The organism is Micromonospora echinofusca (genome assembly GCF_900091445.1).
In the GTDB taxonomy this organism is placed as follows: Bacteria; Actinomycetota; Actinomycetes; order Mycobacteriales; family Micromonosporaceae; genus Micromonospora; species Micromonospora echinofusca.
Window position 1 is genome coordinate 6630269 of sequence record NZ_LT607733.1, and the last position, 23522, is coordinate 6653790.

Genomic DNA, 23522 nt, shown 5'->3' on the forward strand with positions numbered 1-23522 from the left:
AAAACCCGCCCCAGTATCGACAGTCATCGCTTCCTGTCAACGTTCGTGTCGGCAAGGTGCCAGTTCCGTGTGCGCGTCGCCACAGAACGTGAAACTGATACTCCCGGCCACGAGGAAGCTGATGACCTCACCGCTCGATCGGGCTGCCGACTCCTTCGCCGCCGAGGTCGCCCGGCACCGCACAGGTCGGGGGCTGTCCAAGAAGCAGCTCGCTACCCTGATGCGCTTCGACCCGTCGTACGTCAGCCACGTCGAGGGGCGGCGGCACCGCCCCACCGAGGACTTCGCGCGCCGCGCCGAGGCCGTGCTGGAGGCCAGCGGCGCCATCTGGCAGCGCTTCAAGGAGTACGACGAGCTGCGCCACGCCCGGGCCGAGCGGGCGCACCGGGAACCACCCGTACCCGGGCAGTGGATGCCGCCCGGCACCGGCCTGATCGTCGAGCGGGAACTCGCCACCCTCACCCACCTGGACGACGCCTACCGCTGCGTCATCCGGCGCGAGCTCTACAACGCCGGCACCGAGCCCGTCACCCGCTACCTGGTGCGGGTCGCCGTCGACCGCTACCCCAACGACCCCGGGCGCTCCAACCTGCACCACCGGGAACACCCGCTGACCTTCGCCGAGCTGCGACTACAGGCGTACCGGGAGGACGGGGACGAGCGGGAGGCGATGCACTGGCGGGCCAAGCACGACCGGGACGCCTTCAAGGAACTGTGGCTGCTCTTCGAGAACACCGACCGGCGCTTCCCGCTCTACCCCGGCGACCGGGCCACCATCGAGTACGCCTACTGCGTCGGGCACGACAAGTGGGGCCCCTGGTTCCAGCGGGCCGTCCGGCTGCCCACCCGGCAGATGGCCGTACGCCTGGACTTTCCGGCGGCCCTCGACCCGCAGGTCTGGGGCGCGGAGACCTCGCTCTCGGCGGAGGAGGGCCCGCTGCGCACGCCGGTCACCAAGCGGGAGGACGCCGACCGGGTGATCTTCGACTGGGCGACCGAGGACCCCCCGCTCAACGCGCGTTACCGGTTGCAGTGGCGGTTCCGCAGCCGGCCGGAGGCCGAACCGGAGGAGGCCGGGCGGGTCCGACCCAGCGAGCGGATGCGCGGAATCGGCATCGTGCAGCGCGGCGACGACCTGCTCCGCCAGCCGGCGCGCCCGTTCGACCTGCCCCGCGAGGAACAGGCGGCCCGGGAGGTGGCCGACCGCCTCGCGGCGACCCTGGTCCGCCTCGACGAGCTGCACCCGTTCCGCAAGGGGGTGGGCATCGCCGCCCCGCAGCTCGGCCTCGGCCGGGCGGTGGCGGTCGTCCGGCCCCCCGACCGGTCGGCCGACCCGGTCGTGCTGCTCAACCCCCGCGTCGTCGACGCCTCCCCCGACAGCGACGAGCAGTACGAGGGCTGCCTCTCGTTCTTCGACCACCGTGGCCTGGTGCCCCGGCCGCTGCGGCTCGACGTGGAGCACGCCCAGTACGACGGCAGCCGGATCATCACCTCGTTCGAGTTCGGCATGGCCCGGCTCGTCGCCCACGAGATCGACCACCTGGAGGGGCGGCTCTACGTCGACCGGATGGCGCCGGGCGTGCCGCTGGTCCCGGTCGAGGAGTACCGCGAGACCGGCCAGCCCTGGCGCTACTGACTCCATGCGCCAGCCGGGCGGCACGACCACGTCCGCGCGGGTGGGAAGGACGGCCGGGCGGACGTGGTCGTGCGGGGCGGTGCCGGTCCGCCCGTCTGGGGGACCGGGGCGCGTGCCCCAGGGGGCAGAGGCACGCGCCCCGGTTCGGGGGGAGGAACGCTTCTAGAGGTTGCCGAAGGTGTCGTAGCGGGTGTTCTCCGGCGGGACACCGTCCTCGGCGAGGACCCGGAGAGTGGCCCGGACCATGCGGGCGGAACCGGAGACGTAACAGTCGTGCGCCGTCCACGGGCCGTACCGGCTGACCACCTCGGAGACGTCGCCCAGCTCGCCGTCGAAGTCGGGATCCTCGCTGCACGCCGGGGTGACCGACAGCCACGGGTGCGCGGCCACCAGCTCCTGGAGCCCGGCCAGGCCGTACAGGTCCGCCGCCGTACGGGCGCCGTAGAAGACGTGCACCCAGCGGGTCCGGTTGTAGCCGGCCAGCTCCTCCACCAGCGCCTTGATCGGAGCCAGCCCGACGCCGCCCGCCACGCAGAGGATGTCCCGCTCCGAGGCGCGGTCCAGGGTCATGGACCCCATCGGCGCCGCCACCCGCAGCAGGTCGCCGGGCTTCACCCGGCGCACCAGCGCCCCCGACACCCAGCCGGCGCCGGCCGGCGTACGGACGTGGAACTCCAGCAGGTTGTCGTCGTTCGGGGCGTTCGCCACCGAGTAGGTGCGCCACACCCGGGGAAGGTGGCGGGGCACCTCCAGGCTCACGTACTGCCCGGCCTTCCACGACAGCGGAAACTGCAACGCCCGGCAGGTCAGCACGGCCGTGTCCCTGCCGTACCGCTCGTGGGTCAGCACCTCCGCGTGCCAGAACGGCGGGTTGTCGTCGGCAGCCGCGCCGGCCAGCATCTTCTCCGTGATCGCCGCGTACGCGTCCCGCCACGCCTGGTCGTACTCCAGGTTCCAGCCGTCGCCGGCGACGCTGCGCAGCGCGTCCAGCAGCGCCACGCCCATGGTCTCGTAGTGCGCCGCGCCGACGTGGTACTTGCGGTGGTCCCGCCCCAGCGCGCGCAGGTACTCGTCGAAGCTCTCCGGGTCGCCGACCGTCTGGGCGGCGGTGACGATGGCCTCCAGGATCCGGTCGCCCTGCCCGGTCATCTCCACCGGGAAGAGCTTGCGCAGCTCGGGGTCGAGGAGGAAGAGCCGGGCGTAGAAGTGACCGCTCAGCCGCTCCCGGTGCTCCTCGACCAGGGTCCAGCTCTCCTTCAGCAGCCTTGCGAAGTCGTCCACGGGGCGCGCTCCTTCTCCTGACGGCGGATCGGGCACCCATAGAATGTCCACGGAGCGTGTCGACTGGTCGCACAGAATGTGCGATCGGCTCGTGAGGCTCGTTCGGGCGGTGCCGCCGCCCGGTGACGTCGGCGCGGTCGCCGGTCTCACCCCGAGAGGCGTCGGGCAGAGTGGTGCGGTGACCGTTGAGCTGCAACGCCCGGCGACGCGCCGGATGCTCGGCACCGAGACGCTGCTCGTACTCGGCCTCTCGCTCGGCCAGTCCGCCGTCTACGCGACGGTGTCGATCATCGCGAAGCTGACCGCCGACGGGCCGCTGTCGAAGCAGACCGCCGCGCTCAACACCTCGGCGTCACCCCGGCAGTGGCTGGACCTGACGTACCAGCTGCTCGGGATCGTCTTCGCGCTGCTGCCGGTGCTGCTCGCCGTACACCTGCTGGCGCGGGACCCCGGCGACCCGGCGCGGACGCTCGGCCTGGACGCCCGGCGGCCCGGTCAGGACCTGGCCCGCGGCGCCGGCCTGGCCGCGCTCATCGGCCTGCCCGGCCTGGCGCTGTTCTGGGCGGCGGCCCAGCTCGGCGTCAACGCGACCCTGGTGCCGGCCGCGCTGCCCGAGCTCTGGTGGACGGTGCCGGTGCTGATCCTCGCCGCCGTGCAGAACTCGGTGCTGGAGGAGGTGATCGTCGTCGGCTACCTGGTCACCCGCCTGCGCCAACTCCAGTGGCGGATCGGCGCGATCGTCGCGACGAGCGCGTTGCTGCGCGGTTCGTACCACCTCTACCAGGGCTTCGGCGCCTTCCTCGGCAACGTGGTGATGGGCGTCGTGTTCAGCCTCTTCTACCTGCGTACCCGCCGGGTCATGCCGCTGGTCGTCGCGCACACGCTGCTCGACGTCGTCGCCTTCGTCGGCTACGCCATGCTGCCGCGGGAGTGGTTCGACTGGCTCTGACCCCTGCCAGCCCCTCCCCTCCCCGCCCCTCCGCCGGGTGCCGCCCTGCTCCGAATCTGCTTGTAGATCTTGGCAGGAAAGTGCCCCTCCGGGGGCCGTTTCCTGCCAAGATCTCCGGCGATCCGCCTCTTCCCCGGGGAGGGGGGCTCGCTCAGGCGGGTGGGCGGCGGTGGTCAGCGGGTGCGGGTCGCCGGTAGGCGGTGATCGCGCGGGCGGCGAGCCGCTCGGCCGCCGCCGCGTCCCCGGCCGCCGCCACGAGCACCGCCGCGCCGGGCAGCAGCCGGGACGCCATCCGCAGCGCCAGCCAGCCGCCGGCCTGGGCGGCCAACGGCGCCGCCAGCCGCCACGCCGCCTCCGCCGCCCGGGGCCAGCCCGCCTCGTCGGGCGCGTCCGCCGCCCGGGCCGCCGCCAGCGCCGCCCGCGCGCTCTCCGCGTCCGGGTGCACGCGGGTCAGCACCAGCAGATCCACCGCCCGGTCCGGATGCGCCGGATCCCGGCCGTACGCCGCCGCGAGGTGCAGCACCAGGTTGGCCTGCGCCCACAGCACGGCCGCCAGCTCGGCCACCGGCGCGAAGAGCCCCGCCAGTGCGGCGGTCGCCCCGCCCGCCCCGGCCTGCCGGACGAACCGCCTGGTCGCGAGCCGCGCCAACCCGTCGGCACCCGCGTCGGGGTACGCCTCCCGGAGCCGCTGCGCCCAGTCGCGGGCGCGCGGCCCGACCGCCTCGACGGCGGCCAGGGCCAGCAACTCCGGCGCGAACCCGGGATGCTCCAGCATCCGCGCGGCAGCCAGCCGAAGGACAGTTTCCGGCGTACGCCCCAGCGGTGTCTCCGCCGCCGCGTCGCCGGTGTGCCGCTCGACCACCTGCGGGCGCGCGGCGGCGTCGGGCGTGGCGGCCGGGGCCTGGAGCGGGGCCTCGACAGCTGCCGGCGCCGGGGTCAGCGTCGCCGGGGTGGCCTTCTTCGCGGGCGTCGCCTTCCGGGCGGGCTCGGCGCTCGCGGCGGGTGTGGCCCTCCTCGCGGGTGTCGCCTTCTTCACGGGCGCGGCCTTCCGGGCGGCTGTGGTCTTCCGAGCGGCCGTGCCCTTCGTCGCAGCCGGGGGCGCCGCGCCCTCCGCCGTCGCCGGCTCTGCGCCTGCCGTCGCCTCGGCCTGGACTGCCGCGTCCCCCGCCCTCGTCGGTCGCGTCGGCGCGGTCTTCTTCGTGACCGCCCTCTTCCCGGGCACCTTGCGCGCGGGGGTGGCGTCACCGCCAGAGGTCTCCACGCCGGAGGTGGGCGGGCCCGCAGCGGTGGCGGATCCCGGCTGATCGCCGGCAGGGGCGGGCGCGCCGCCGCCGGTGTGCGCGATGTCACTTCCACGGGTCTCGCCCGCCTGGCCGGGCCGCTCCCGTGGCGCCTGTTCGGCCGCTCGGTCGGCCTGGCGGGGCAGCGGCGGATCGGCCGAGGGCGGTTGGAAGAGCACCGCGGGCGCCGGCTTCGCCCGCCGGGGGCGCTTCCCGGGGTCCTCCTGCCCGCCTGGCTCAGGCGGGGCGGCCGGCGGACTGAAGGTCGCCTTCGGGGAGCGGCGGCGTGCCCCCTCAGCAGGCTCTCGGCGGTTCGGCTCGCGCGGCGGCTGCTCCTGCATATCGATGGAGCGTAGTCCTGATCACGCCCGTGCACAGCAGTGGAAGGCGAGGCCGGGGCGAGGGCCGGGGTCGCCGGAGGCGGCGCGGCGCAGAGGTGGAGGGCGCGTCGGGGGAAGTCGCTTTGCCCCCGATGGGTGGTGCCCTGTATTCTCGGGCGCGGTGGTCTGCAGGGCCACCAGGGAGACTTCGCCTAGTCTGGTCTATGGCGCCGCACTGCTAATGCGGTTGGGGTCTTAAAGCCCCTCCCGGGTTCGAATCCCGGAGTCTCCGCGCGAAAGCCGGGTGTGTAGACTGGCCAAGCACCGAGCGCCCGTAGCTCAATGGATAGAGCATCTGACTACGGATCAGAAGGTTAGGGGTTCGAGTCCCTTCGGGCGCACTTCACGATCAAGGCCGTGACCAGCGGAAACGCCGGTCACGGCCTTGATCGCTTCCAAGCCTTGGGACGGATCTTCCCAAGGCTTGGAATCTGGTGCTCCGATGGTGCTCCGTTGTCGCTGTGCTGTTTTGGCGGGGTTTGGTGCTGGGGCGAACTGCGTCGCTACGTGGTGATGGGCTGGTCCTGGACATGGCTGCCGGTGCATCCCTACGACTGCGACCGCATCGCCGGCACAATCCCCGACGCGCCGGCGGCCAGCAGCCCCACTCTCGCTAAGCCCCGCTGAGGGATGGCCTGCGGCAAGTCGTCACATCTACGGTCTGTCCGAAGGGCCAGGTGGGCCCGGCAGTGGAGACGCCGGGACCCACCTGTGTGATCGTGCACCTGTGCGGCGCGGGTCAACAGTCAGTTGTTGTACGACGGCGGTCCGCCCCAGTTGTCGCTGCCTCCGTAGCGGACGCCCGCCCACCACTCCCAGGCGATGCCCAAGCAGTGGGACTGCTTAGTGTACGGACCGGAGACATCGAAGTAGTTGTAACACCGCTGCCGCAGCACGGTGTGGAAGTAGTCGTCGCACTGGCTGCGGAACTGGCCCCATGCCCCGCTGTAACAACGGTCGTGCTGTCGGCAGAGGTCGCCGACGGGCACCAGGGTGGAGCTAATCGCCGAGGACACCCGCCAGGTGTCCGAGTCGGGTCCGTAGTACCCGCCAAGGAATGCCGGCACGGAGCAGTAAAGGGCGGCTTGCGCTGGGTCCGGCGCGGGGTCGTATGCGGCCAGCGGCAGTCCGAACAATGCTGCCATTAGGATTGCCACGGTCCGGCGTATGGCCCGGCGGGTGCGTGTCGTCTTCATGGGATGCCTCTCGGTTCTCCAGATATCTGGACCTTGAAGCAGTCATGTTGGCATGTGACACCTCGAAACGGCCATGCGTGCCGATCAATATAGGGGTCCCCTGGTGATTGATGGTGGTGCGTCCCAAAACGGGCATAGCGCCCGACCGGGTTGGTGGACACCTGCGGGACTACGGACAGCCTGTGCTCGGTGCCGGTGTTCACTCTGAGGACGTCTTGGATTGGCGCCGATCAGTACCGGCACGGCGAAGCACACGCACCGGGTCATCGACACCCTCGCGCCGCTGCTGGCCCTGGCACCGGTGCGTAAGCGGCCGGTCGAGCAGATCGCCATCGACGCCAGCACCCGCCTGGTCATCGCCGTCGGCGACCCGCAGCCCGGCACCCGCAACGACACCATCGTCTACCGCACCTCGGGCATCGCCGAGAAGCTGGACGGGCGGCCGGTGATGGCCGACGGCGGCTACCGAGGCAACCCCGAGGTGATCATGCCGTACCGCAAGCCCGCCGACGGCACCGACCTGCCAGCCTGGAAGGAAGCCCTCAACGTCGAACACCGCACCGTCCGAGCGGGGGTCGAACACGCCCTGGCCAGGATGAAGTGCTTCAAGAGCCTGCGCGACTAACGCCGCGTCGCCCACACATTGACGACGCCGCTTCCGGCATCGCCAACCTCCACAACATCATCCTCGCCGGCTGACCGCCGACCCCGTCCCAGGCAACGCCCTCACCCGGTTACGAGACATTCCTCAGGAGGTTCGCACCGTCGGTGTCGGCAGCGGCACCTCGTGGCTGTTCGGGCTGCTCTTGCTGGCTTTGATGCCGGCGATGCAGGTGCAGCTCGCTCGCGTGCAGGTGACCGGGCCGACGGGGAAGATGAGATCGCGGTCGCGGATCGTGCCGAGCGGTTCGCCGACGCCGCACACGCTGCGCAGAACCTGGTCGAACTCCACGAACAGCGTCTCCTGGCCGATCGCGCACTCCCAGCCCAGCCAGTGGTTGTCCTCACCGAGGATCAGCTCGATCGGCGTGACCGGGGTCGCGGCGCCGTCGGCGGCAAGCCGCAGCATGTCGCCCTTCAGAAGGGTGCCACGCGGAAAGCGCACCGGACGCTCGCCACCCATGTTGGCGTTCCAGAGGACCTGCGTGGCCTGCGGGTCGTAGCCGCCACTCATCCGTCGCCAGTGCTCCATCATCGGCTTGTAGTGCACGGTGGCGGCCGGATGGCGGTTCCGCAGCTCGTCGCTGATCGCCAGACACTCGGCGAAGCGGTCGGGCACCATGACTACGTTCACTTGGGTGGGGATGACCGCTGAGAGCTGTGCGACGCGGTCAGAGAAGTGCTGGACGTCGGCCTGCTCGATGTGGAACGACAGCAGAGCCTCGTCGAGATGCGGCAGCGCCTCGGTCCACCACGCCTCAGGCCGGCTGCCGTTGGAGAGAATCGCCACGGATGCGCCCATCGCGCGGGTCGCCGCAGCCAGCTCCATGAAGCGGCGGTAGCGCGACGGCTCGCCGCCGGAGAACAGGACGGTCACGTCCTTGCCGAGGGCGGTGTAGTGGCGGATCGCCCGGGAGCAGAAGTCGACCATGTCGTCGTACTCCGGCCAGCGGATGCGGCCGTCGTGGAGGATGTCCGGGCAGTACGAGCACTTGTAGTTGCAGATACTCGACATCACCCACTCGATGACGACGCGATCGCGGTCCTCGGCGTCCTGGGGCAGGAGAGCGACATAGTCCGGGTTCACGGTTCTCCGATCTGCTCTGTCGGCCTTGGCGCCGGGAGCGAGGTGTCACGGCGCTGCAGGAGCTGTTCGGCGGCCGCGGCCAGCGATCGCGCGTCAAGGCCACAATGCTCGAGGAGCGCTTGGCCCGAGATGTGGCGGCCGGGATCGACGTACCCGCGGACGAGGCACCGCTCGGAGAGGCCGGCCCGGTCGAAGAGCAGCGCGCGCACGGGGGTCGCGGTGGTGCTCGAGGCGACCACTACCGCGGATCTCTGTCCGAAGATCCTGCGCTCGTCGGCCGGGGAGAACCGTCGGCGTGCCTCGGGTACGCCGAACGCCGCGAGGTCGTGGACGACGACCTGACGCACGACCCGGTGCGGATCGCCGGCGCGAAGCAGCGCCGCCGCGCGGCTGAGTTGCGGGTGCGCTACGTCGCCGATGCCCACCAGAACGATGTCGGGGTCGGCGTCCGGGTCGTCGCCGCTGAGGATCGAGTAGCCGGTCTCGATCTCCGTGGCGATCGTGTCGGCCGGCAATCGGGTGCCGGTCTCGTAGTACTTCCCGGCGACGATGACGTTCAGGCCTTCGGAGTCGTCCATGACGCGATCCAGCGTCGCTTCCAGGCGCAGGTCGTCGGCCGGCAGGTAGATGCTCGTCTTGGGAAACCCACAGTCGAGCACGGCCGTCAGGAAGGTCTGGTCCTGATGGGTGTAGGTGTTGTTCCAGCCGAGGCTGGTCAGCAGATAGTTGCAGCTCGCAACCGGCCGGCTGCCGGCGGCCAGGCGGCGATACTTGGCGTACTGCCGGACGAGAGACGTGTTGAGGACCGCGAACGCCTCGTACGAGATGAACAGGCCCGTCCGTCCTGTCTCGAGGTAGCCCTGCAACCACAGGTGGCACAGTTCCTCGTTGAGCACCTCGATGCTGCGGTCCGTCAGTACCGGATGCCGAGGATCCAGAGTGTTGGAGGTCAGCTCGTCGGGCGAGAAGACCCTCCAGGGCCGCCGTCGGCGGCCGAGGGACCGTAGGACCGCGGTGGCGAAGGCGCCGCCGTGCTCGCCGCCTCGTCCCGCCGGATCGGGCCGGACGTCCGGCGTCGGGTCTGCGGGCGCGGGCGGCCGGGTCGGCCGCAGCGCCCGCCGGATCGAGGTCGCCGGAGCCCCGTCCGGGTCGATCAAGGCCGCCGGCCGGTACCGCGTGAGCCAGGCTCCCAGCGCCGCGAGCTCTGCGGCGTTCTCCCGTGGTCGTTTCAACGGCGTCTTGTGCACCTGGGGCGTGCCCTGGATCTGGCGGCCCTCGACCCGCTCCGGGCCGCCCAGTCCCTTGGGCATCGTCACCACGACGACGTGCCGGTCGGCGGCGGCGAGGTCACCAGTCGCGGCGAGGGCGGCGGCGAGCGTGTCCCGCAGGACCCCGACGTCTCTGCCGTCCACCAGGTGCGGGGTCCAGCCGAGCCCGGCGAAATATGCCCGCAGCCGACCCGCGCTCATCCTCCCGAGCAGCGAACGGTCGCCCATCCGCAGGCCGTTGACCAGGACCACGGGCAGGACGATGCCGTGGCCTGACGAACCGCCGCTGTGCATCGCATCGGCGCCCAGCCACGCGCTCGCCAGGATGCCGGTCTCACACTCGCCGTCTCCGATCAGGGGGACGACGAGCCGGCCGGGCGCGTCGAGAGCGGCCCCGCAGGAGAAGGCCAGCGAGCCGCCCAGCTGCCCGCCCATGTAGAGCTGGTGCGGCAGTTGCGGGCCGATTTCCGTGCCCAGGCCGTGCCGGCCGCGCGGGAACTCCCGGACGAGCCGCTCGAGCGCGTCCCGCGACCAGGCGAACCTGGGGTACCGGCGCCCCAGCTCCCCGCTGAGGTAGGACATCGCGAGCGCGCTGGGGCCGGCGTGCCCGGCACCGTGGACGATCATCACCTCGTCGCCGGAGAGTCGGTGGCGCAGCGGGGCGAGAGCGGCGAGGACCGCGTTGACCGGTGGGCCCACCCCCCAGTGTCCGGCTGGCGCCGGCTGGACGTCCGAGGCGCTCAACGGCCGCTCCAGCAGCACGTTGTCGTGAAGGTACAGCTGGGCCACGCAGAGGTAGTCGAGCGCGTCCTTGACCGCTTGGAGGTCGGCCGCGTCGGCGGTCGTCAGGTCGGCGATCCAGGCCGAGACCGCCGTACGGTGGTCGATCATCCCGGCGGTCAAGTCTGCTCCTCGGGCACCGGCCGCAGGGAGGCGAGCACGTGTCGTTTCCGCGCCTGCCTGATCTGCGGCGTGGAGGCCTCGCGGAGCATCGTGATGATGAGCGCGAGTTCGTGATCCGGCACGCCGCCCAGGTCGAGCGCGGCGTCGTGGGCCTCCTCGACCAGGTCTCGCGGCAGATGGAGGTCACCGCGGGCCGCGAGCGGACTCAGCCGTACGGGCACGACCGTGTCCAGGGCGATCGAGGCGACCACGCGGTCGAGCAGGATCGCCCGGCCGTCCGAGCTGATCACCACCCGGGTCTGCGGCGGCCGCCCGTCCAGCTCCGTGCGGTAGCGGACACCGCGGGAGCGGCCCACCGGGGCGCTGAAGGGAAGCACCAGCACAAGCCGTCCGCGGACATCGGACACGCGTCCCTCGGTCACGATCGCCTGTCCCGGGTCGCTGGGCAGCACGGGGTATGACGGTGTCATCGGAGCCTCATCCATGAGGCACCGGGAAGGTGATGAGGAATCCCTGAACCGTCCGCCCTGCCGCACGCACCGCGGCCTTCTCCCGGAACAGCATCTGGTCGACGGAGCCGAGCATCAGATCGGCCGTCTCCCGGGCGTCGTCCCGCTCGCCCAGCACGGTGTCGTGCGGGAAGACGCCGTACCCGAAGGAGACCGTACGGGGCAGCCGCTCGATCATGCGGTCGCGCAGGACACCCAACCGCTCGGGGAACAGGGACCGCTCCTGCCGGTCCAGCCGAACCGCCACGATTACTTCGTCGCCGCCGAAGGTGGCCACGCACCCGGCGTCGTACGGCATGTCGTCGAACCACTGCGCCGCCACTGAGCCGAGCTCGTTCATCAGCGCGCACCCGGCCATGTGACCGAATGCCCGGGGATCGACGTCGCGGGAGCGCTCGACGTACTCCTTGAGGCCGTCTACGTCGCCGATCGCCAGTCCGAGGCTCTGACCCGCCCCGAAGCACTCACCGATCATGGTGGGCAGGGCGGCGTTGAAGTCCGGGAAGGCGACCAGGCCCGTGATGGGGTCCTGCCGCGCCGTGCGGCACCAGCCGCGCGTCGGCAACGGCTGCGGCGTGCGCTCTTCCCAACGGCGCGGGTCCAGCTGTCGTGGCAGCATGCTCAATTGCCCCCGTATTCTCTCGGGCTGGCCGGATGGATGGGCGGCATCGGACCGATGCCCAGTAGTCCGGGAAGCTCGCGTAGATCCCCGATTGTGGGAGCCTCCGGGGCCGGATGGGTGACCGCCGGATCGCGACGGAGCCATACCGCCTGCGATCCGGCGTGCAGCGCGGCCAGCACGTCGGTCTCGTACGCGTCCCCGACGTGCAGGATCCGGGAGGCGGGCGTGCGGAGCGCGTTCGCCACCCGCTCGAACGCCGCCGGGCTGGGCTTCGCCACGCCGATGTCGCAGCTGAGGAAAACGGCGATGTCGAGACCGAGCACGGGACTGGTGCCCGGCGGGGCGACCGCGCCGAGGACGTTGCTGAGCATGGCGAGCCGGACGCCGCTGTCCGCCAGCCGGGAGAGCGCCGGGGCGGCGTCGTCGAACACGACGGGACGCCTCGCCTCGTCGGCCAGGGTGCCGAGCAGCTCGACCAGTTCGGCCTTGCGGTGGGTGGCGCCGAAGGCCTCCGCGAGCGAGACTGCGAGCTGCTCGACCGGGGACCGTCTCGCCTTGAAGGGTTGGAGGTGGTCGCGCACCTCGGTGAAGTCGCAGCCCAGCACCTCGGCGAGCTGCCGGGTGAACGAACCGTGCGGTGTCTGCACGACTGTGCCGCCGATGTCCAGGCACACCACGTCGATGTCGGTCAACATCGGGTCCTCATCCCAGGATGATGGGTTCGCCGGAGCGGAACCGGAGCTCTTCTCCCGAGCGGCAGGACAACCTGCCACCGGCTGGACGCGCCGGATCGACGCTGCACCTCTGACGTCGTGGCTCCTGGGTCAGGTGGTATTCCAACCACGGCACGGTCACGTCGTCGGTGTACGCCGCCAGAAGCAACGCGGAGCGCAGCGTGCCGCCGTGCGGCACCGTCGGCACCCCTAGCTCGCGGGCTGCCCGCGCCGTCGCGAGGGCCTGTGTGATGCCGCCGCTCCAGCCCACGTCTGGCTGCCACACGTCGACGCTGCCCGAGCCGAGCAGCCGCCACTGGTCGGCGGGCTCGTAGGCGTGCTCGCCGGCCGCGATCGGGGGCCACGTCGCCTCAGGTCGCCCCAGGCCGGCCAGATCGCCGCACGGCTCCTCGACCCACCGGATGCCCAGATCGGCCAGTACGGGCAGCAGCCGCCGCGCGGTCGCCTTCGACCAGGTGCCGATGGCGTCCACCATGACGGGCGAGGGGCTGGCGGCGTGCAGGACGCGCTCCAGGGCACGCAGGTCGTCCTGGCCGACGTCACCGCTGTGGTCGGCGACCAGCCGCCACTTCTGCCCGGCGTACCCTTCGTCGTGCAGCCACCGGGCCAGCTCGGGGGCGACTGGAGCGTTGAGGTCGAACCCCATCGCCGTGGCGTAGCAGGCGACGGTGTCGCGTGTGCGGCTGGCCTGCGGGGCGACGGTGAGCCGGAAAGCCAGCTCGTCCACCGCGGCCTGCGCCAGTCGGAAATGGCTCCCGCTGCGATGCCTTCCCTCGCAGGGCAGCGTGCCATCCGGCCGGGGAAGCGTGGTGAGGCTGCTGAGCGCCGGGCCGAACTGGTCTCTGACCAACTGCGCGACGACCGGGCTCAGAGGACCGACGACCGCCTCGTAGCCGGCCATGTCCCGGGCGCTGAGGGCGAACGACGAACGCTCCTCCGGCCAGGTCGTGTCCGGCCGGATCCAGGGTTGCGCCCACCCGGGCACCACGTGCTGCACGGGTGCGGGTTCGAGCTCTCGGATCGTGACCGCGACGGTCGCCTCGGTCCGCACAGTCAGATCCTGGCGCCGGTGATCTGCTCGTCCGCAAAGGTGAAGTACCACAGCGGGCGGTAGTTCTCCCACGGCTTCGGCCGCAGCCCGGAGTCGTGGAACAGGCGTTCGATCTGTTTGCGCATGGACAGGTAGTAGTCCATCTGCTGCCCGCCCGGGGTGACGTACATGTCCATGAACGGGCTGTGCGGCTGGAAGATCTGGAAGCGGGGGAAGGTAGTCGTGTGCGGGGCGTACTGCTCGAGGTATTTGATCGCGAGGTCCTCCGGGTCCAGCCCGACGATGTACGTGTAGTCGGCCAGGACCCCCGCACGGCCGCACTCGCGCAGGATGTCGATCACGTCCGTCGGCGTCAGGCTGGCCTTGGACTCCTTGAGGACTTCCGGCCGCCGTCCGAAGCACTCGACCGTCGTGGTGAGGTGGAACGGTCCCGCGGCCGCGACCTGCTCGATGGCCTCCCGCGACCGCAGCACGCTGGAGAGGAAATGGATGTATCCGGTGCAGCCATGCCGGCCCATCGCCTCGCGCACCTCGGCGAGGTGCTTGAGCGCGAGCGACTCGTAGTGGAAGCAACCGGTGCAGATCGTCACCTTGTCGATTCCGGACATGTCCGGTAGGCCGAAGTCCTGCACCAGCGCCGCGAGATAGCTGTCCAGGTCGTCGAGGGCGGCCAGCCGCGGGTCGGAGGCAGACTCCATGGTGTTCGGACAGAACGCGCAGCCGATGCATTGGCTGCGGGCATTGGAGTTCAGCGTCAGCACCTTCGTGCCGTTGCGGAAGTAGCCGAGCACGGCATCGTCGTCCTCGAGCGCCTCGATCGAGGCAATGCGGCTTCCCCGGAAGTACAGCGCGTCCTCGGTGAGCTCAAACGGAGAGTCGATCCGTCCCAGCGACAGGATCAGGAAGATGTCCTCGTCGGATCGGGTCTGCAACCGCAGTTTGATGCGCATCCGCGGCTTCGGGATGCGGGATTTCACGCCGCATTTGTTGAGGGCGATCAGGAGGATGTCCTCCTCGTTGACGTCCCACTTCCGCGACAGGGACCGGAGTTCTTCGAAACTCTCAAGTATTGCCGTCATCGAAATTACCTCCGAGCATGGCAGAGTTGAGCCTCGTCAGGGATGGGGATCCTCAAGGAGGGCGTCGAAGCAAGGTGGAGAGAGTGGACGGCCGAAGTCGGCCGTCGTCAGACGATCATCTGGCCGTGAGAAGGTAAAATTTTATTTCCTCGGGATAGCTTCCCGAGCGGTCGAATTCGAGCAGACGTGTGCGTACTGCTTCCTCGAAATCGTCGTGCTCGTCGCCGACAACGTGGCGACCAGCGAACGACGTGGATCGAAGATAACCTAGGATTCCGTCCATCGACCAGTTGAAGGTGGTCGAGTATTCGGTGGTGGCGACCTCGTAGCCGCAGTCCCGCAGAACGTCCTCGTGTCGCTTGGCTGGCTGTTTGAACACGCCGTCCGAGCCGGCGCGGCGCTCAGGGCCCAGTCGCTGCTCTATGACGGCCCGGACCTCGCGCTGCCACGCGGCGTCGCTGGTCCAGGTGCTGGGGCTTCCGGCGATCACGAGCGCGCCGCCCGGCCTCAGCCACTGGCGGGCGCGAGTCGCGATCAGCTCGCGATCCATCCAGTGGAACGCGGCACCGATAGTGACGACGGCTGTCGAGTGTGTACCGAGCTGCACAGACTCTGCGGTTTGGACGCGCCAGTCGATCGCCAGTCCCGCCGGCGCTCGGCGTTGCCCCACCGCCACCATGTCCGGATCGGGATCCACGGCGATGACCCGCCTTCCTCGCCGGGCCAGCGGCACGGCGAGGTTCCCGGTCCCACAGCCGAGGTCGAGCGCGACACCCTCACCGACACTGCTGTCGATGTAGTCGATCAATGCGTCCGGATAGGGCGGGCGATGGACGGCATAGTCCTCGGCCGTTCCCGCGAATTTGCTCATGTCCCCCTCACGGCACGGCTCAGAATGGCTCTACAAGACCTCGACAGTGATCACCGTCCTAGCACGACAGAACTTCAGCAGAGTCGTCAGGCGATGTCAAGGCAAGTGGATGGATGCAGGGTTCTGGGCAGGTTGGGAGTACCTGAGGACGAATAGGCAGTGGCGGGGATTTAGGGGTTGCCGGTGCCGTGCGCCGCGCCGAACACTGGGAGCCGGCGGCTCGGCCAGCACCGCAGGCAGCCCAGCAGCGGTTTCGAACACCGCCACAGTCGGCGCGCAGGACAAGGACGAGCTCAGCGTTACCATGACCAGCCGCTCCGGCCGACAAGCCCTCACTGGGCCATGATCACGATCCCCGGCTGGCGCACCAACCTGACCGAGGACACCATGGCGCTCGTGTTCGAGTCGGCGGGCTTGCGCCGACGGCCGAATCTGGCAAGCTGGCATGTGGGCATGATCGGTGTGGCACCGCAGCAGTCAGGCATCCCATGACGTTCTCGGAAGTGAGGAGCGGTTGTGTGGCCATCACCGGTCACCGACGGGCAGGACAGCGCAATTTCCGTTGGTATTGGATCGGTCAGGTCGTCTCCGGAACCGGCAACGAGATCACGTCCTTCGCCATTCCGGCGCTGGCGGTGTCCGTCTGGGGCGCCACGCAATCACAGCTCGGCCTGATCAACGCCGCGCAGTTCTTGCCGTCGGTGTTCGTCATCCTGTTCGCCGGCGCATACTACGACCGCTCCGACACGAAAGCGACGCTCTCCGTCAGCAATGTGTGCTGCGCTGCGTGCCTGCTGGCCATGCCCCTGATCGCGCTCCGTGGTGAGACCGACGCTCTGGTCGTCCTCGGAATCGCCGCTTTCGCCCTCGGCGTCTTCCGCGTGTTCGTCAACGTGGGCAGCGCCAAACTGCTGCCCGAGATCGTGAGCTCCTCCGCGCTGACGCTGGCCAACTCGCGGGTCACCGCCACGGCCGCCGCGCTCAGCATCGGCGGCGCCGCCGTCGCCGGACTCGCCGTCGACGCGATCGGCAACAGCTGGGTGCTCGCGCTCGACGCGGCGACGTTCGTGGCGAGCGCGCTGCTGCTGACCGGGATCGAGCAGTTGCGGGCGACGCCGCCGCGCGAGCGTCGCCCGGTGCGGGCCGACATCGTGGAAGGACTGCGCATCGCGTTCAAGGATCGAACGCTGCGCAGTCTGGCGTTGATGGCATCCTGGTTCAACCTCTGCGAGCGGATGGTGCTGACCGCGCTCTTCTACTACCTGCTCGTCGACCAGCAGCGGTCGGCCACGGCGCTGGGCGTGTGTCTGGCCGTCGGCGGTGCCGGAGGGCTGCTCGGGGGGCTCGGATCACCGTCGGTGATCCGAGCCTTCGGCTCGGTGCGGGCCATGCAGGGGGGCATGGGCGCCGGCGCTCTCGGCCTGGCCACGGTGGCGCTGTGGCCCGGTGCCGGGACGCTCGGCGTCGTCGGGTGCGCGGTATCCCTGTTCCTGCACGGATTCGGCATCGGCATCTACAACCCGTTGTCGAACTCGGTGCGGCAGCTCGTCTCGCCGCCGCAGGCTCTCGGCCGGGTCGTCGCCTCCTACCGCCTCGTTTCCATGGGCTCCATCCCGCTGGGCGCGCTGCTCGCCGGATTTCTGGCTGCGGCCGCCGGCGCTCGGCCTACCATCCTGATCGCCGGCGGCGCCTGCCTGGTCGTCGCCGTCTACTACGTCTGGTGGGTCCGCCACCGGATGGACACACGTTGGCTCGTCTATGTTGAGGAGGGCATAAGCCGGTGACTTCAGCGTCCAGGGAAGTCCGTCCGGAGGATCGGGTGCTCCTACAGGTCAATGACCTGGTGTCTGCCGTCTGGCGATCCTCGCTCCTAGAAGGAGCACTGGCCGGGGAGGTCCTGGTCGAGCTGGCCGCGGCTGGCTCGACCACCGCTGACCTGGGCACGCGCGCGGGCGGCGACCCGCAGTTGGGCGCCGAGATGGCGGCCGTGCTGCAGGACCTCGGGCTGGTCGAGGTCGAGTCCGACTCGGTGCGCCCGACATCCGACCTCGAGGACCTGCTCGGCAGCGGGCAGCTGGGGTTCGTGCGGGCACGACTGACCGCCAACCGCCTGCAGGCCGCGCAGTTCGCCCGTCAGCTGTCCACCGGGGAGTTGCGGTCGGGGTGGCTCCCTCCGGACAGCGAGTACGTCCGCAGCCAGGCGGAGCTCAGCGGCACGGGGCTCGTGGGATTTTTCGAGCGACATCTGCTGACCCGCTCTCCGGCGCTGCGCAGCGCGCTGCGCGAGGGTGCGAGCCCGCGCTTCCTGGACGTCGGGTGCGGCGCTGGCGAGCTGTCCATCCAGATGCTCAAGACGTTCCCGCGGCTCGCCGCGGTGGGAGTGGAGCGGGTGGGCTGGATCGCCGAGCTGGCCCGGGAGCGCGCCCGGGCCGCGGGTGTCGAGCAGCGGTTCACCGTGCTCGACGGCGACGTCGTCGACCTCGATCCGGGCGCGGGCTTCGACCTGGTCTGGTTGCCGCACGCCTTCGTGGGACCCGGTGCTCTGCATGACCTCCTGCGCCGGAGCCTCTCACTGCTCGCCCCGGGCGGCGTGGTCTGGCTCTTCGGGGTGGTGCGGACGCCTTCGACCGAGCGGGACCGGCTGGCCCGGATGAGATCCGCCTGGTGGGGTGGCACCGTGCTCAGCACCGCGGACGTCAGTGCCCTGGCGGACGAGCACGGATTCTCGTCGGTGGATCATGTGCCCAACCGGTCGATCGGTGAGTTTGACCATGTTCTTCTCTGGAGGTGACCATGCCGGCGCTACCCCGACGATTCGTCGAGGAGAGGATGGTCGACGAATCCGGCGTGTCCGGCACCGGGCACGTCACTTACGGGTGCCAGTTCCCGAACGGCATCCGCATACCCCGGCGGCACGTCCGGCGGCCGTCGCCCGACGCCTACGACTCGACAGGTGATTCTGCTCGACTTCCACGAACACAAGGGATCATCGCCCGTCGTGTTTCTCGAGAAGGAGTGATCCGGCCATGACGACCGCGATGGTGTCGATCACCGAGAGCTACGGGGCACGCATCGGATGGATACGTCCCGACGACGCGGTGGGACTGCGCCGCCAGGACGTGCCCGACGACGTGAACCTGGTCCGAGTCCGTCTCGATCGCCGCGACGACGAGCAGTGGGAGCAGTTGCGCCGCGCCGGGTTCGTCGTCAAGCCGGGTTACGTGCACTGGGTCAGCGAGGTCGGCGAGTCCGAGCAGAGCTACGCCGCCAGACTCGCGGGCAAGGCCCGGCGGGGGGTCGCGTACGCCCGCCGGCGGGTCGACGACGATGGCGTGACCATCAGCTGCGAGCCCCTCACGCCGGACTCCTTCGACGGCTTCCACTCGCTCTATGCCCTACAGATCGCGGGCATGCGCTGGGGCTGGAACTTCGCGGCCGTCAAGCGCGAGGAGGTGCTCGACGACATCGACCGGTACATCATCGTGTCCGGCAGACGGGGGGAGGAATTGCTCGGCGCCTGCATCGTCCGCCTTGAACCAGAGAACAGCTTCGCCCGCGCCCGGTTCACCGCCTACGCGCCCGAGCAGCGGTCCCAGGGTCTGTCACGCGTCCTGCTCTGGTCGGCTCTCAACGAGGCCCGCGCCCGGGGTTTCGCCCGGTTCAGTCTCGGCGTCGACCCGAACCTGTACGGCCACATCGCCGAGCCGGGTCTGATTCGCTTCAAGGCCCGTCTGGGCTTCGTCCCGGTACCCTCCCACCACCTCGAACCCGAACTCGGCGGCTACCACGCCGAAGCGGTGGTCGGAGCGGACTTCTTCGCCGACCCCTGTGTCGCGCTGGAGTATCGCGACTCCACCTCGGCGTACGGCGTCGCTGTCATCACCCATCGTCGCGACATCGACCTTGCCGAGTACACCACCACCGTCGCGCCGCACGGCGTACGGCTGGCGCCCAGCCCTCTGCAGAAGGGATGACCACACCGATGAGCCACCCGCGCAACGCGCTGCTCCTGAAATGGAACAGACGGCTCGTCGAAGCGCTCACCGCCCGTGGCGTCTCCTACGCCGCCGTGGTCACGGACTACGAGCTCGAGCGCCGCCGCTTCACCCTCGACGACCTGCGCGACGCCGACGAGATCTACCGGATCGGATCGCACGACTCCGCCTCGGATCTTTTCGGCGTCGCGGCGCGTCTGCTGACCGAGGACCGCCGCTACGACCTCGTCCTGAGCCCCAGCGAGTTCAGCCATTACGCGCTCGCCGTCCTCGCATCGGTCGTGCCCGGAACGGCGCTGACCGCCCGGCAGGTGCTGGAGACCCGGGACAAGCGGGTCATGAAAGGCCTGTTCCGCCGGGCCGGTGTCCGCAGCAGCGAGGAGTACACGTCCGCCGGCAAGGCCGCCGACGCGCTTGAGGCCGGCATCGAGCCCGTGGGTGTGGTGGTGAAGCCGACCGACGGTGCCGGCGCGCGTGCCACGGTCATCGCGACGTCGGCTGCGGAACTGGCCGACGCTGTCGACCGGCTCAACGGCCGGGCGTTGCTCGAGTCCGGTCTGGACGGCGACGAGTACCACGTCGACGCCGTCTGGAGCGGGCGGAGGCTGACCTGGCTCTCCATCTCGCGCTATCTGCTGCCGCGGGCTCGGGTCGTCCACTCCACCATCCGCAACGGGGCGCTGCTCGTCGATCCGGCCGAGGAAGCCGACCTGTACGCGCGTGTCTTCGACGACCAGCGCAGGCTCATCGACGCGGGCGACTTCGAGACCGGGATCAGCCATGGCGAGTTCTTCCGCACCGGGCACGGCCTGGTCTGGACCGAGATCGCGAGCCGCCCGGGTGGCGCCTGCGTCGACCACATGGTCGGAGCGGCCACCGGTCGATCGTTGACCGAGCGCTGGGTGGACGCGCTCCTGGGGGACGACGTCACCATGGAACCGCTGCCCCGCGACCTGGGCCGCGCGGTCGGGTGGCTGAACCTCGGGCCAGCCGGCAGCGGGACCGTCGTGCGTTGCCCGAGCCTCGACGAGGTGTCGGCCTGGCCGGGCGTGATCGACGCGGACATCAGGCTGCACACGGGCGACCGGATCGACATCACCGATCCAAGCGCCTGGTCATGTCTGGTCGTGCTGGAGGCCGCGGACAGCGCGGAGTGGGAGCGCCGGCGGCGGGTCGTCGAGGCGCTCGCCCACGAGGCGTACGAGATGCAGCCGGCGACGCCTTGATGCGGTGCGGGACGCCGTACCTGACATCCTCGGCTCGCACCGGTCCACAGGTCGGTCGCCGTTGGCCTGGTCTGGCGACGCTGTTCAGCCTGGAGGCCAGCGCGGAGGATCTTGGTTCGTGGAGCGGGAAGTCGGTCGGGGCTACCCGGACCGGCCCTGCGCGGCTGCTCGCTCCGATTCCGATGGCGAGCGGCTGACCGCGTGGGCCGGCCGGCGGCAGGGCCAGGTCAGAGTGCCGGGGACAGGTGCAGGAGACGGTTGGGCGAGCCAGCCCCCGGGTTGATCACGACCGGGCTGGCGACGCTGAACAGGTAGCTGGCCACCTGGGCCGGTGTCCAGGTCGGGTTGTTGCTGAGCACCCGAGCGGCGACGCCGGCGACGAGCGGCGCGGCGTGTGAGGTGCCGCTGATCGTCTGGGTCGCGGTGATCGAGTTCCACCAGGCCGACGTGATGCGCTCGCCGGGAGCGAAGATGTCCAGGCAGGGACCGAAGTTCGACCAGCTTGCCCGGTTGTCGTTCGTCGACGTCGCGCCTACGGTCAGCGCGGCCGGCACCGACGCGGGTGAAACGGTGCAGGCGCTCACGTTCGAGTTGCCGGCCGGAACCGTTACCGTGATGCCGTCGGCGACCGCGTTCGTCACTGCGGTGTTGAGCGCGACGGTGGGGCTGGTCAGCACGCCGATGTTCGCCACGGCCGGCTGCCCGGCGGGGTGGTTGGCGATCATCCAGTTGATCCCGTTGATCAACATCGACAGCGTGCTCGGCAGGGCGCAGTCGAACACCTTGACCGCGACCAGCACGACGTTCTTGGCTGCCCCGTAGGTCGTCCCGCCGACGGTGCCGGCGACGTGGGTGCCGTGTCCGTTGCAGTCGTTGGCCGGGAGCGCGCCGTCGACGGCGTCGTAGCCGTACACCGCCTGGCCGCCGAAGTCGACATGGCTGATCTGGATCCCGCTGTCCACGATGTACGCCCGGACGCCGGTGCCGACACTGGTGAAGTTGTAGGTACCACTGAGTCCCAGTGATGCGTCGATCCGGTCGAGGTTCCACGGCGCGATCGTCTGGGTGGTGGCCAAGCTGGTCAAACGGTCCTGCTCCACGACCGCCACCGCCGGGTCGGCGGCCAGCCGGCGGGCCACCGGCTCGGAGGTCCGCACGGAGAAGCCGTTCAGCGCGTCGCGCCAGACCTGGTCCGGGCGGAAGCCGTACCGGTCGGCGAGGCGGGACACGCCAGCCTGCCGATCGCCGACCGCACCGCCGCTGTCCTTGAGGGTGACCACGTAGCTGCCCGGCACGCGGGTGGCGTTGCCGGTGCCGAGGATCTCGCCGGTCGTCCCGGACCGCGGCTCGGCGGCGGGTGTCGCGGTGGCCGATCCGGCAGCCACGGTGAGGAGCATGACCGTGGTGGCGAGCGTGGCCATGGCGGCCGTTCCGGGTCGACGCCCGCGGGCGAAGATCGTGTGGCGGTGGAGTCTCATTCCCGGCCTCCCTTTGTTCCGGCCATTCCGGCGGGCACACGACGCGCCGATTGAATGGTCCGAACGGTTTTGCTGGATCGTACAGCCGATATAAGTCCGGATTCCATCGCGGAAATCGTGAATCCAATCGATGAAAGTCTTTTTGGGCATGGAGTGGGAAGAGTCCTTGATCGATGTATCAGGGCTGCTTCCGGGGCCTCTGCCGCGGCTGCTCTTCGATCGAATCTAGGGTCTTGTCCCCCCGCCGCAGTCCGCGTGCCGACGACGCCGGTCCGTGCCGCTCGTCCGCCTGCCCGGGCCACCCCCGCCAGCTACCGGCCGAACTGTCGATAGCGCTCCTCGGTGCGTTCCTTGACCGGCTTCCACCACCACTCGTTGTCTCGGTACCACTCGATCGTGGCGGACAGCCCGGCGCGCAGGTCCGGGTACCGGGGCCGCCAGTCAAGCTCGCGGCGCAGCTTGCCGCTGTCCGTGGCGTAGCGCAGGTCGTGGCCCGGGCGGTCCGGGACGTGGTCGTACCCGCCGGCGGACTCGCCCATCAGGTCAAGGACGAGTTCCAGCACCGCCTTGTTGCTGCGCTCGTCGCCGGAGCCGATCATGTACGTCTCACCGAGCCGGCCCCGGTCCAGGATCAGGTGCACCGCCGCGTTGTGGTCGTCCACGTGGGTCCACTCCCGCACGTGCGCGCCCGTGCCGAACAGTTTGGGCCGGTGACCGCTGAGCAGGTTCGTCACCTGCCGGGGAACGAACTTCTCGACGTGTTGGTACGGGCCGTAGTTGTTGGCGCAGTTCGACAGCGTGGCCCGTACGCCGTAGGAGCGCACCCAGGCCCGCACCAGCATGTCGGACGCGGCCTTGGTGGCCGAGTACGGGCTGGACGGATCGTAGCGGCTCTCCTCGGTGAACTTCCTGTCGTTGCCCAGGCCCAGGTCGCCGAAGACCTCGTCCGTGGAGATGTGGTGCAGTCGCCGGTCGTGGCGTCGGACCGCCTCCAGGACCGTGTAGGTGCCTAGCACGTTGGTGCGCACGAACGGCGACGGGTCGTGCAGGGAGTTGTCGACGTGCGACTCGGCGGCGAAGTGCACCACCAGGTCGGTGTCTGCGACCAGCCCGTCGACCAGGTCGGCGTCGCAGACGTCCCCGTGCACGAACTCGATCCGGTCGTCGACGGCCGCCAGGGTCCGCCGGCCACCGGCGTAGGTGAGCGCGTCGAGGACCCGGACGGTGTAGTCGGGCCGGTGGGACAGGGTGTGGTGCACGAAGTTCGCGCCGATGAAGCCGGCTCCGCCGGTGACCAGCATCCGTGTCACGACGCAC

21 protein-coding genes, 2 tRNA genes and 1 pseudogene are annotated in these 23522 nt (G+C 70.2%); 11 read left to right on the plus strand and 13 right to left on the minus strand.

Annotation, left to right across the window (positions count from 1 at the left end):
* Window positions 1-118 precede the first annotated feature (118 nt).
* Window positions 119-1636, plus strand: coding sequence for a peptide deformylase (locus tag GA0070610_RS28645; protein WP_089003800.1), 1518 nt, complete (start codon window positions 119-121; stop codon window positions 1634-1636).
* Between the two features lie 162 nt (window positions 1637-1798).
* Here the strand turns inward: GA0070610_RS28645 and GA0070610_RS28650 are convergent, their stop codons facing one another.
* Complete coding sequence (locus tag GA0070610_RS28650) at window positions 1799-2917, minus strand: globin domain-containing protein (protein WP_089002917.1); 1119 nt, start codon at window positions 2915-2917, stop codon at window positions 1799-1801.
* A 178-nt stretch (window positions 2918-3095) separates the two neighbouring features.
* Between GA0070610_RS28650 and GA0070610_RS28655 the strand changes: the two genes are divergently transcribed.
* Window positions 3096-3866, plus strand: a complete 771-nt coding sequence (locus GA0070610_RS28655) for a CPBP family intramembrane glutamic endopeptidase (RefSeq protein WP_089003801.1) — start codon at window positions 3096-3098, stop codon at window positions 3864-3866.
* 151 nt (window positions 3867-4017) lie between these two features.
* On the opposite strand, the gene GA0070610_RS28660 is transcribed toward GA0070610_RS28655, so the two are convergent.
* Entirely contained in the window at window positions 4018-4902 is an 885-nt protein-coding gene (locus GA0070610_RS28660; protein ID WP_231925841.1) for a hypothetical protein, read from the minus strand.
* Window positions 4903-5667: 765 nt separating this feature from the next.
* Between GA0070610_RS28660 and GA0070610_RS28670 the strand changes: the two genes are divergently transcribed.
* The 3 genes from GA0070610_RS28670 (at window position 5668) to GA0070610_RS30750 (ending at window position 6153) form a co-directional block, all read left to right on the plus strand.
* Window positions 5668-5758 (plus strand) — tRNA-Ser (locus tag GA0070610_RS28670).
* A gap of 36 nt (window positions 5759-5794) precedes the next feature.
* Window positions 5795-5867: transfer RNA gene (locus GA0070610_RS28675), tRNA-Arg, on the plus strand.
* A 16-nt stretch (window positions 5868-5883) separates the two neighbouring features.
* The gene (locus GA0070610_RS30750; protein ID WP_157747259.1) at window positions 5884-6153 is read left to right on the plus strand and encodes a hypothetical protein; all 270 of its coding nucleotides are present in this window, start codon (window positions 5884-5886) and stop codon (window positions 6151-6153) included.
* A 119-nt stretch (window positions 6154-6272) separates the two neighbouring features.
* On the opposite strand, the gene GA0070610_RS28680 is transcribed toward GA0070610_RS30750, so the two are convergent.
* The gene (locus tag GA0070610_RS28680; RefSeq protein ID WP_157747260.1) at window positions 6273-6542 is read right to left on the minus strand and encodes a hypothetical protein; all 270 of its coding nucleotides are present in this window, start codon (window positions 6540-6542) and stop codon (window positions 6273-6275) included.
* A gap of 400 nt (window positions 6543-6942) precedes the next feature.
* Between GA0070610_RS28680 and GA0070610_RS28685 the strand changes: the two are divergent.
* Window positions 6943-7421: pseudogene (locus GA0070610_RS28685) on the plus strand (transposase family protein); the annotation flags it as partial.
* A gap of 49 nt (window positions 7422-7470) precedes the next feature.
* On the opposite strand, the gene GA0070610_RS28695 reads toward GA0070610_RS28685, so the two are convergent.
* From GA0070610_RS28695 to GA0070610_RS28730, 8 genes are all read right to left on the minus strand, one after another.
* Window positions 7471-8469, minus strand: a complete 999-nt coding sequence (locus GA0070610_RS28695) for a radical SAM protein (protein ID WP_089002921.1) — start codon at window positions 8467-8469, stop codon at window positions 7471-7473.
* Window positions 8466-10640, minus strand: a complete 2175-nt coding sequence (locus GA0070610_RS28700) for a phosphoketolase family protein (protein WP_157747261.1) — start codon at window positions 10638-10640, stop codon at window positions 8466-8468. Before GA0070610_RS28700 ends, GA0070610_RS28695 begins: the two co-directional genes overlap by 4 nt.
* Window positions 10637-11110: a hypothetical protein gene (locus GA0070610_RS28705; RefSeq protein ID WP_157747262.1), complete on the minus strand. Its 474-nt coding sequence runs from the start codon at window positions 11108-11110 to the stop codon at window positions 10637-10639. Before GA0070610_RS28705 ends, GA0070610_RS28700 begins: the two co-directional genes overlap by 4 nt.
* A gap of 7 nt (window positions 11111-11117) precedes the next feature.
* The gene (locus tag GA0070610_RS28710; RefSeq protein WP_089002924.1) at window positions 11118-11768 is read right to left on the minus strand and encodes a GGDEF domain-containing protein; all 651 of its coding nucleotides are present in this window, start codon (window positions 11766-11768) and stop codon (window positions 11118-11120) included.
* 2 nt (window positions 11769-11770) lie between these two features.
* Window positions 11771-12466 carry an HAD family hydrolase gene (locus tag GA0070610_RS28715; RefSeq protein ID WP_089002925.1) on the minus strand — a complete coding sequence of 232 codons (696 nt, stop codon included), beginning with the start codon at window positions 12464-12466 and terminating at the stop codon, window positions 11771-11773.
* A gap of 7 nt (window positions 12467-12473) precedes the next feature.
* Entirely contained in the window at window positions 12474-13556 is a 1083-nt protein-coding gene (locus GA0070610_RS28720) for an enolase C-terminal domain-like protein (RefSeq protein WP_089002926.1), read from the minus strand.
* 2 nt (window positions 13557-13558) lie between these two features.
* The gene (locus tag GA0070610_RS28725; protein ID WP_197697777.1) at window positions 13559-14635 is read right to left on the minus strand and encodes a radical SAM protein; all 1077 of its coding nucleotides are present in this window, start codon (window positions 14633-14635) and stop codon (window positions 13559-13561) included.
* A gap of 115 nt (window positions 14636-14750) precedes the next feature.
* A complete protein-coding gene (locus tag GA0070610_RS28730; protein ID WP_089002927.1) occupies window positions 14751-15506 on the minus strand; it encodes a class I SAM-dependent methyltransferase in 756 nt (251 codons plus the stop codon).
* A 342-nt stretch (window positions 15507-15848) separates the two neighbouring features.
* On the opposite strand from GA0070610_RS28730, the gene GA0070610_RS30755 reads away from it, so the two are divergent.
* The 5 genes from GA0070610_RS30755 (at window position 15849) to GA0070610_RS28750 (ending at window position 20727) form a co-directional block, all read left to right on the plus strand.
* A complete protein-coding gene (locus tag GA0070610_RS30755; RefSeq protein ID WP_157747263.1) occupies window positions 15849-15998 on the plus strand; it encodes a hypothetical protein in 150 nt (49 codons plus the stop codon).
* A 26-nt stretch (window positions 15999-16024) separates the two neighbouring features.
* Window positions 16025-17290: an MFS transporter gene (locus GA0070610_RS28735; RefSeq protein WP_157747264.1), complete on the plus strand. Its 1266-nt coding sequence runs from the start codon at window positions 16025-16027 to the stop codon at window positions 17288-17290.
* 59 nt (window positions 17291-17349) lie between these two features.
* A complete protein-coding gene (locus GA0070610_RS28740; RefSeq protein ID WP_157747265.1) occupies window positions 17350-18297 on the plus strand; it encodes an SAM-dependent methyltransferase in 948 nt (315 codons plus the stop codon).
* A gap of 235 nt (window positions 18298-18532) precedes the next feature.
* Window positions 18533-19480, plus strand: coding sequence for a GNAT family N-acetyltransferase (locus tag GA0070610_RS28745; RefSeq protein ID WP_089002930.1), 948 nt, complete (start codon window positions 18533-18535; stop codon window positions 19478-19480).
* The gene (locus GA0070610_RS28750; RefSeq protein ID WP_157747266.1) at window positions 19477-20727 is read left to right on the plus strand and encodes an ATP-grasp domain-containing protein; all 1251 of its coding nucleotides are present in this window, start codon (window positions 19477-19479) and stop codon (window positions 20725-20727) included. The genes GA0070610_RS28745 and GA0070610_RS28750 overlap by 4 nt, the downstream gene beginning before the upstream one ends.
* A 227-nt stretch (window positions 20728-20954) precedes the next feature.
* Here the strand turns inward: GA0070610_RS28750 and GA0070610_RS28755 are convergent, their stop codons facing one another.
* Both GA0070610_RS28755 and rfbB read right to left on the minus strand, forming a co-directional pair.
* Window positions 20955-22205: a S8 family peptidase gene (locus GA0070610_RS28755; protein ID WP_089002932.1), complete on the minus strand. Its 1251-nt coding sequence runs from the start codon at window positions 22203-22205 to the stop codon at window positions 20955-20957.
* Between the two features lie 311 nt (window positions 22206-22516).
* Window positions 22517-23506, minus strand: a complete 990-nt coding sequence (gene rfbB, locus GA0070610_RS28760; protein ID WP_089002933.1) for a dTDP-glucose 4,6-dehydratase — start codon at window positions 23504-23506, stop codon at window positions 22517-22519.
* Between the last annotated feature and the right edge of the window lie 16 nt (window positions 23507-23522).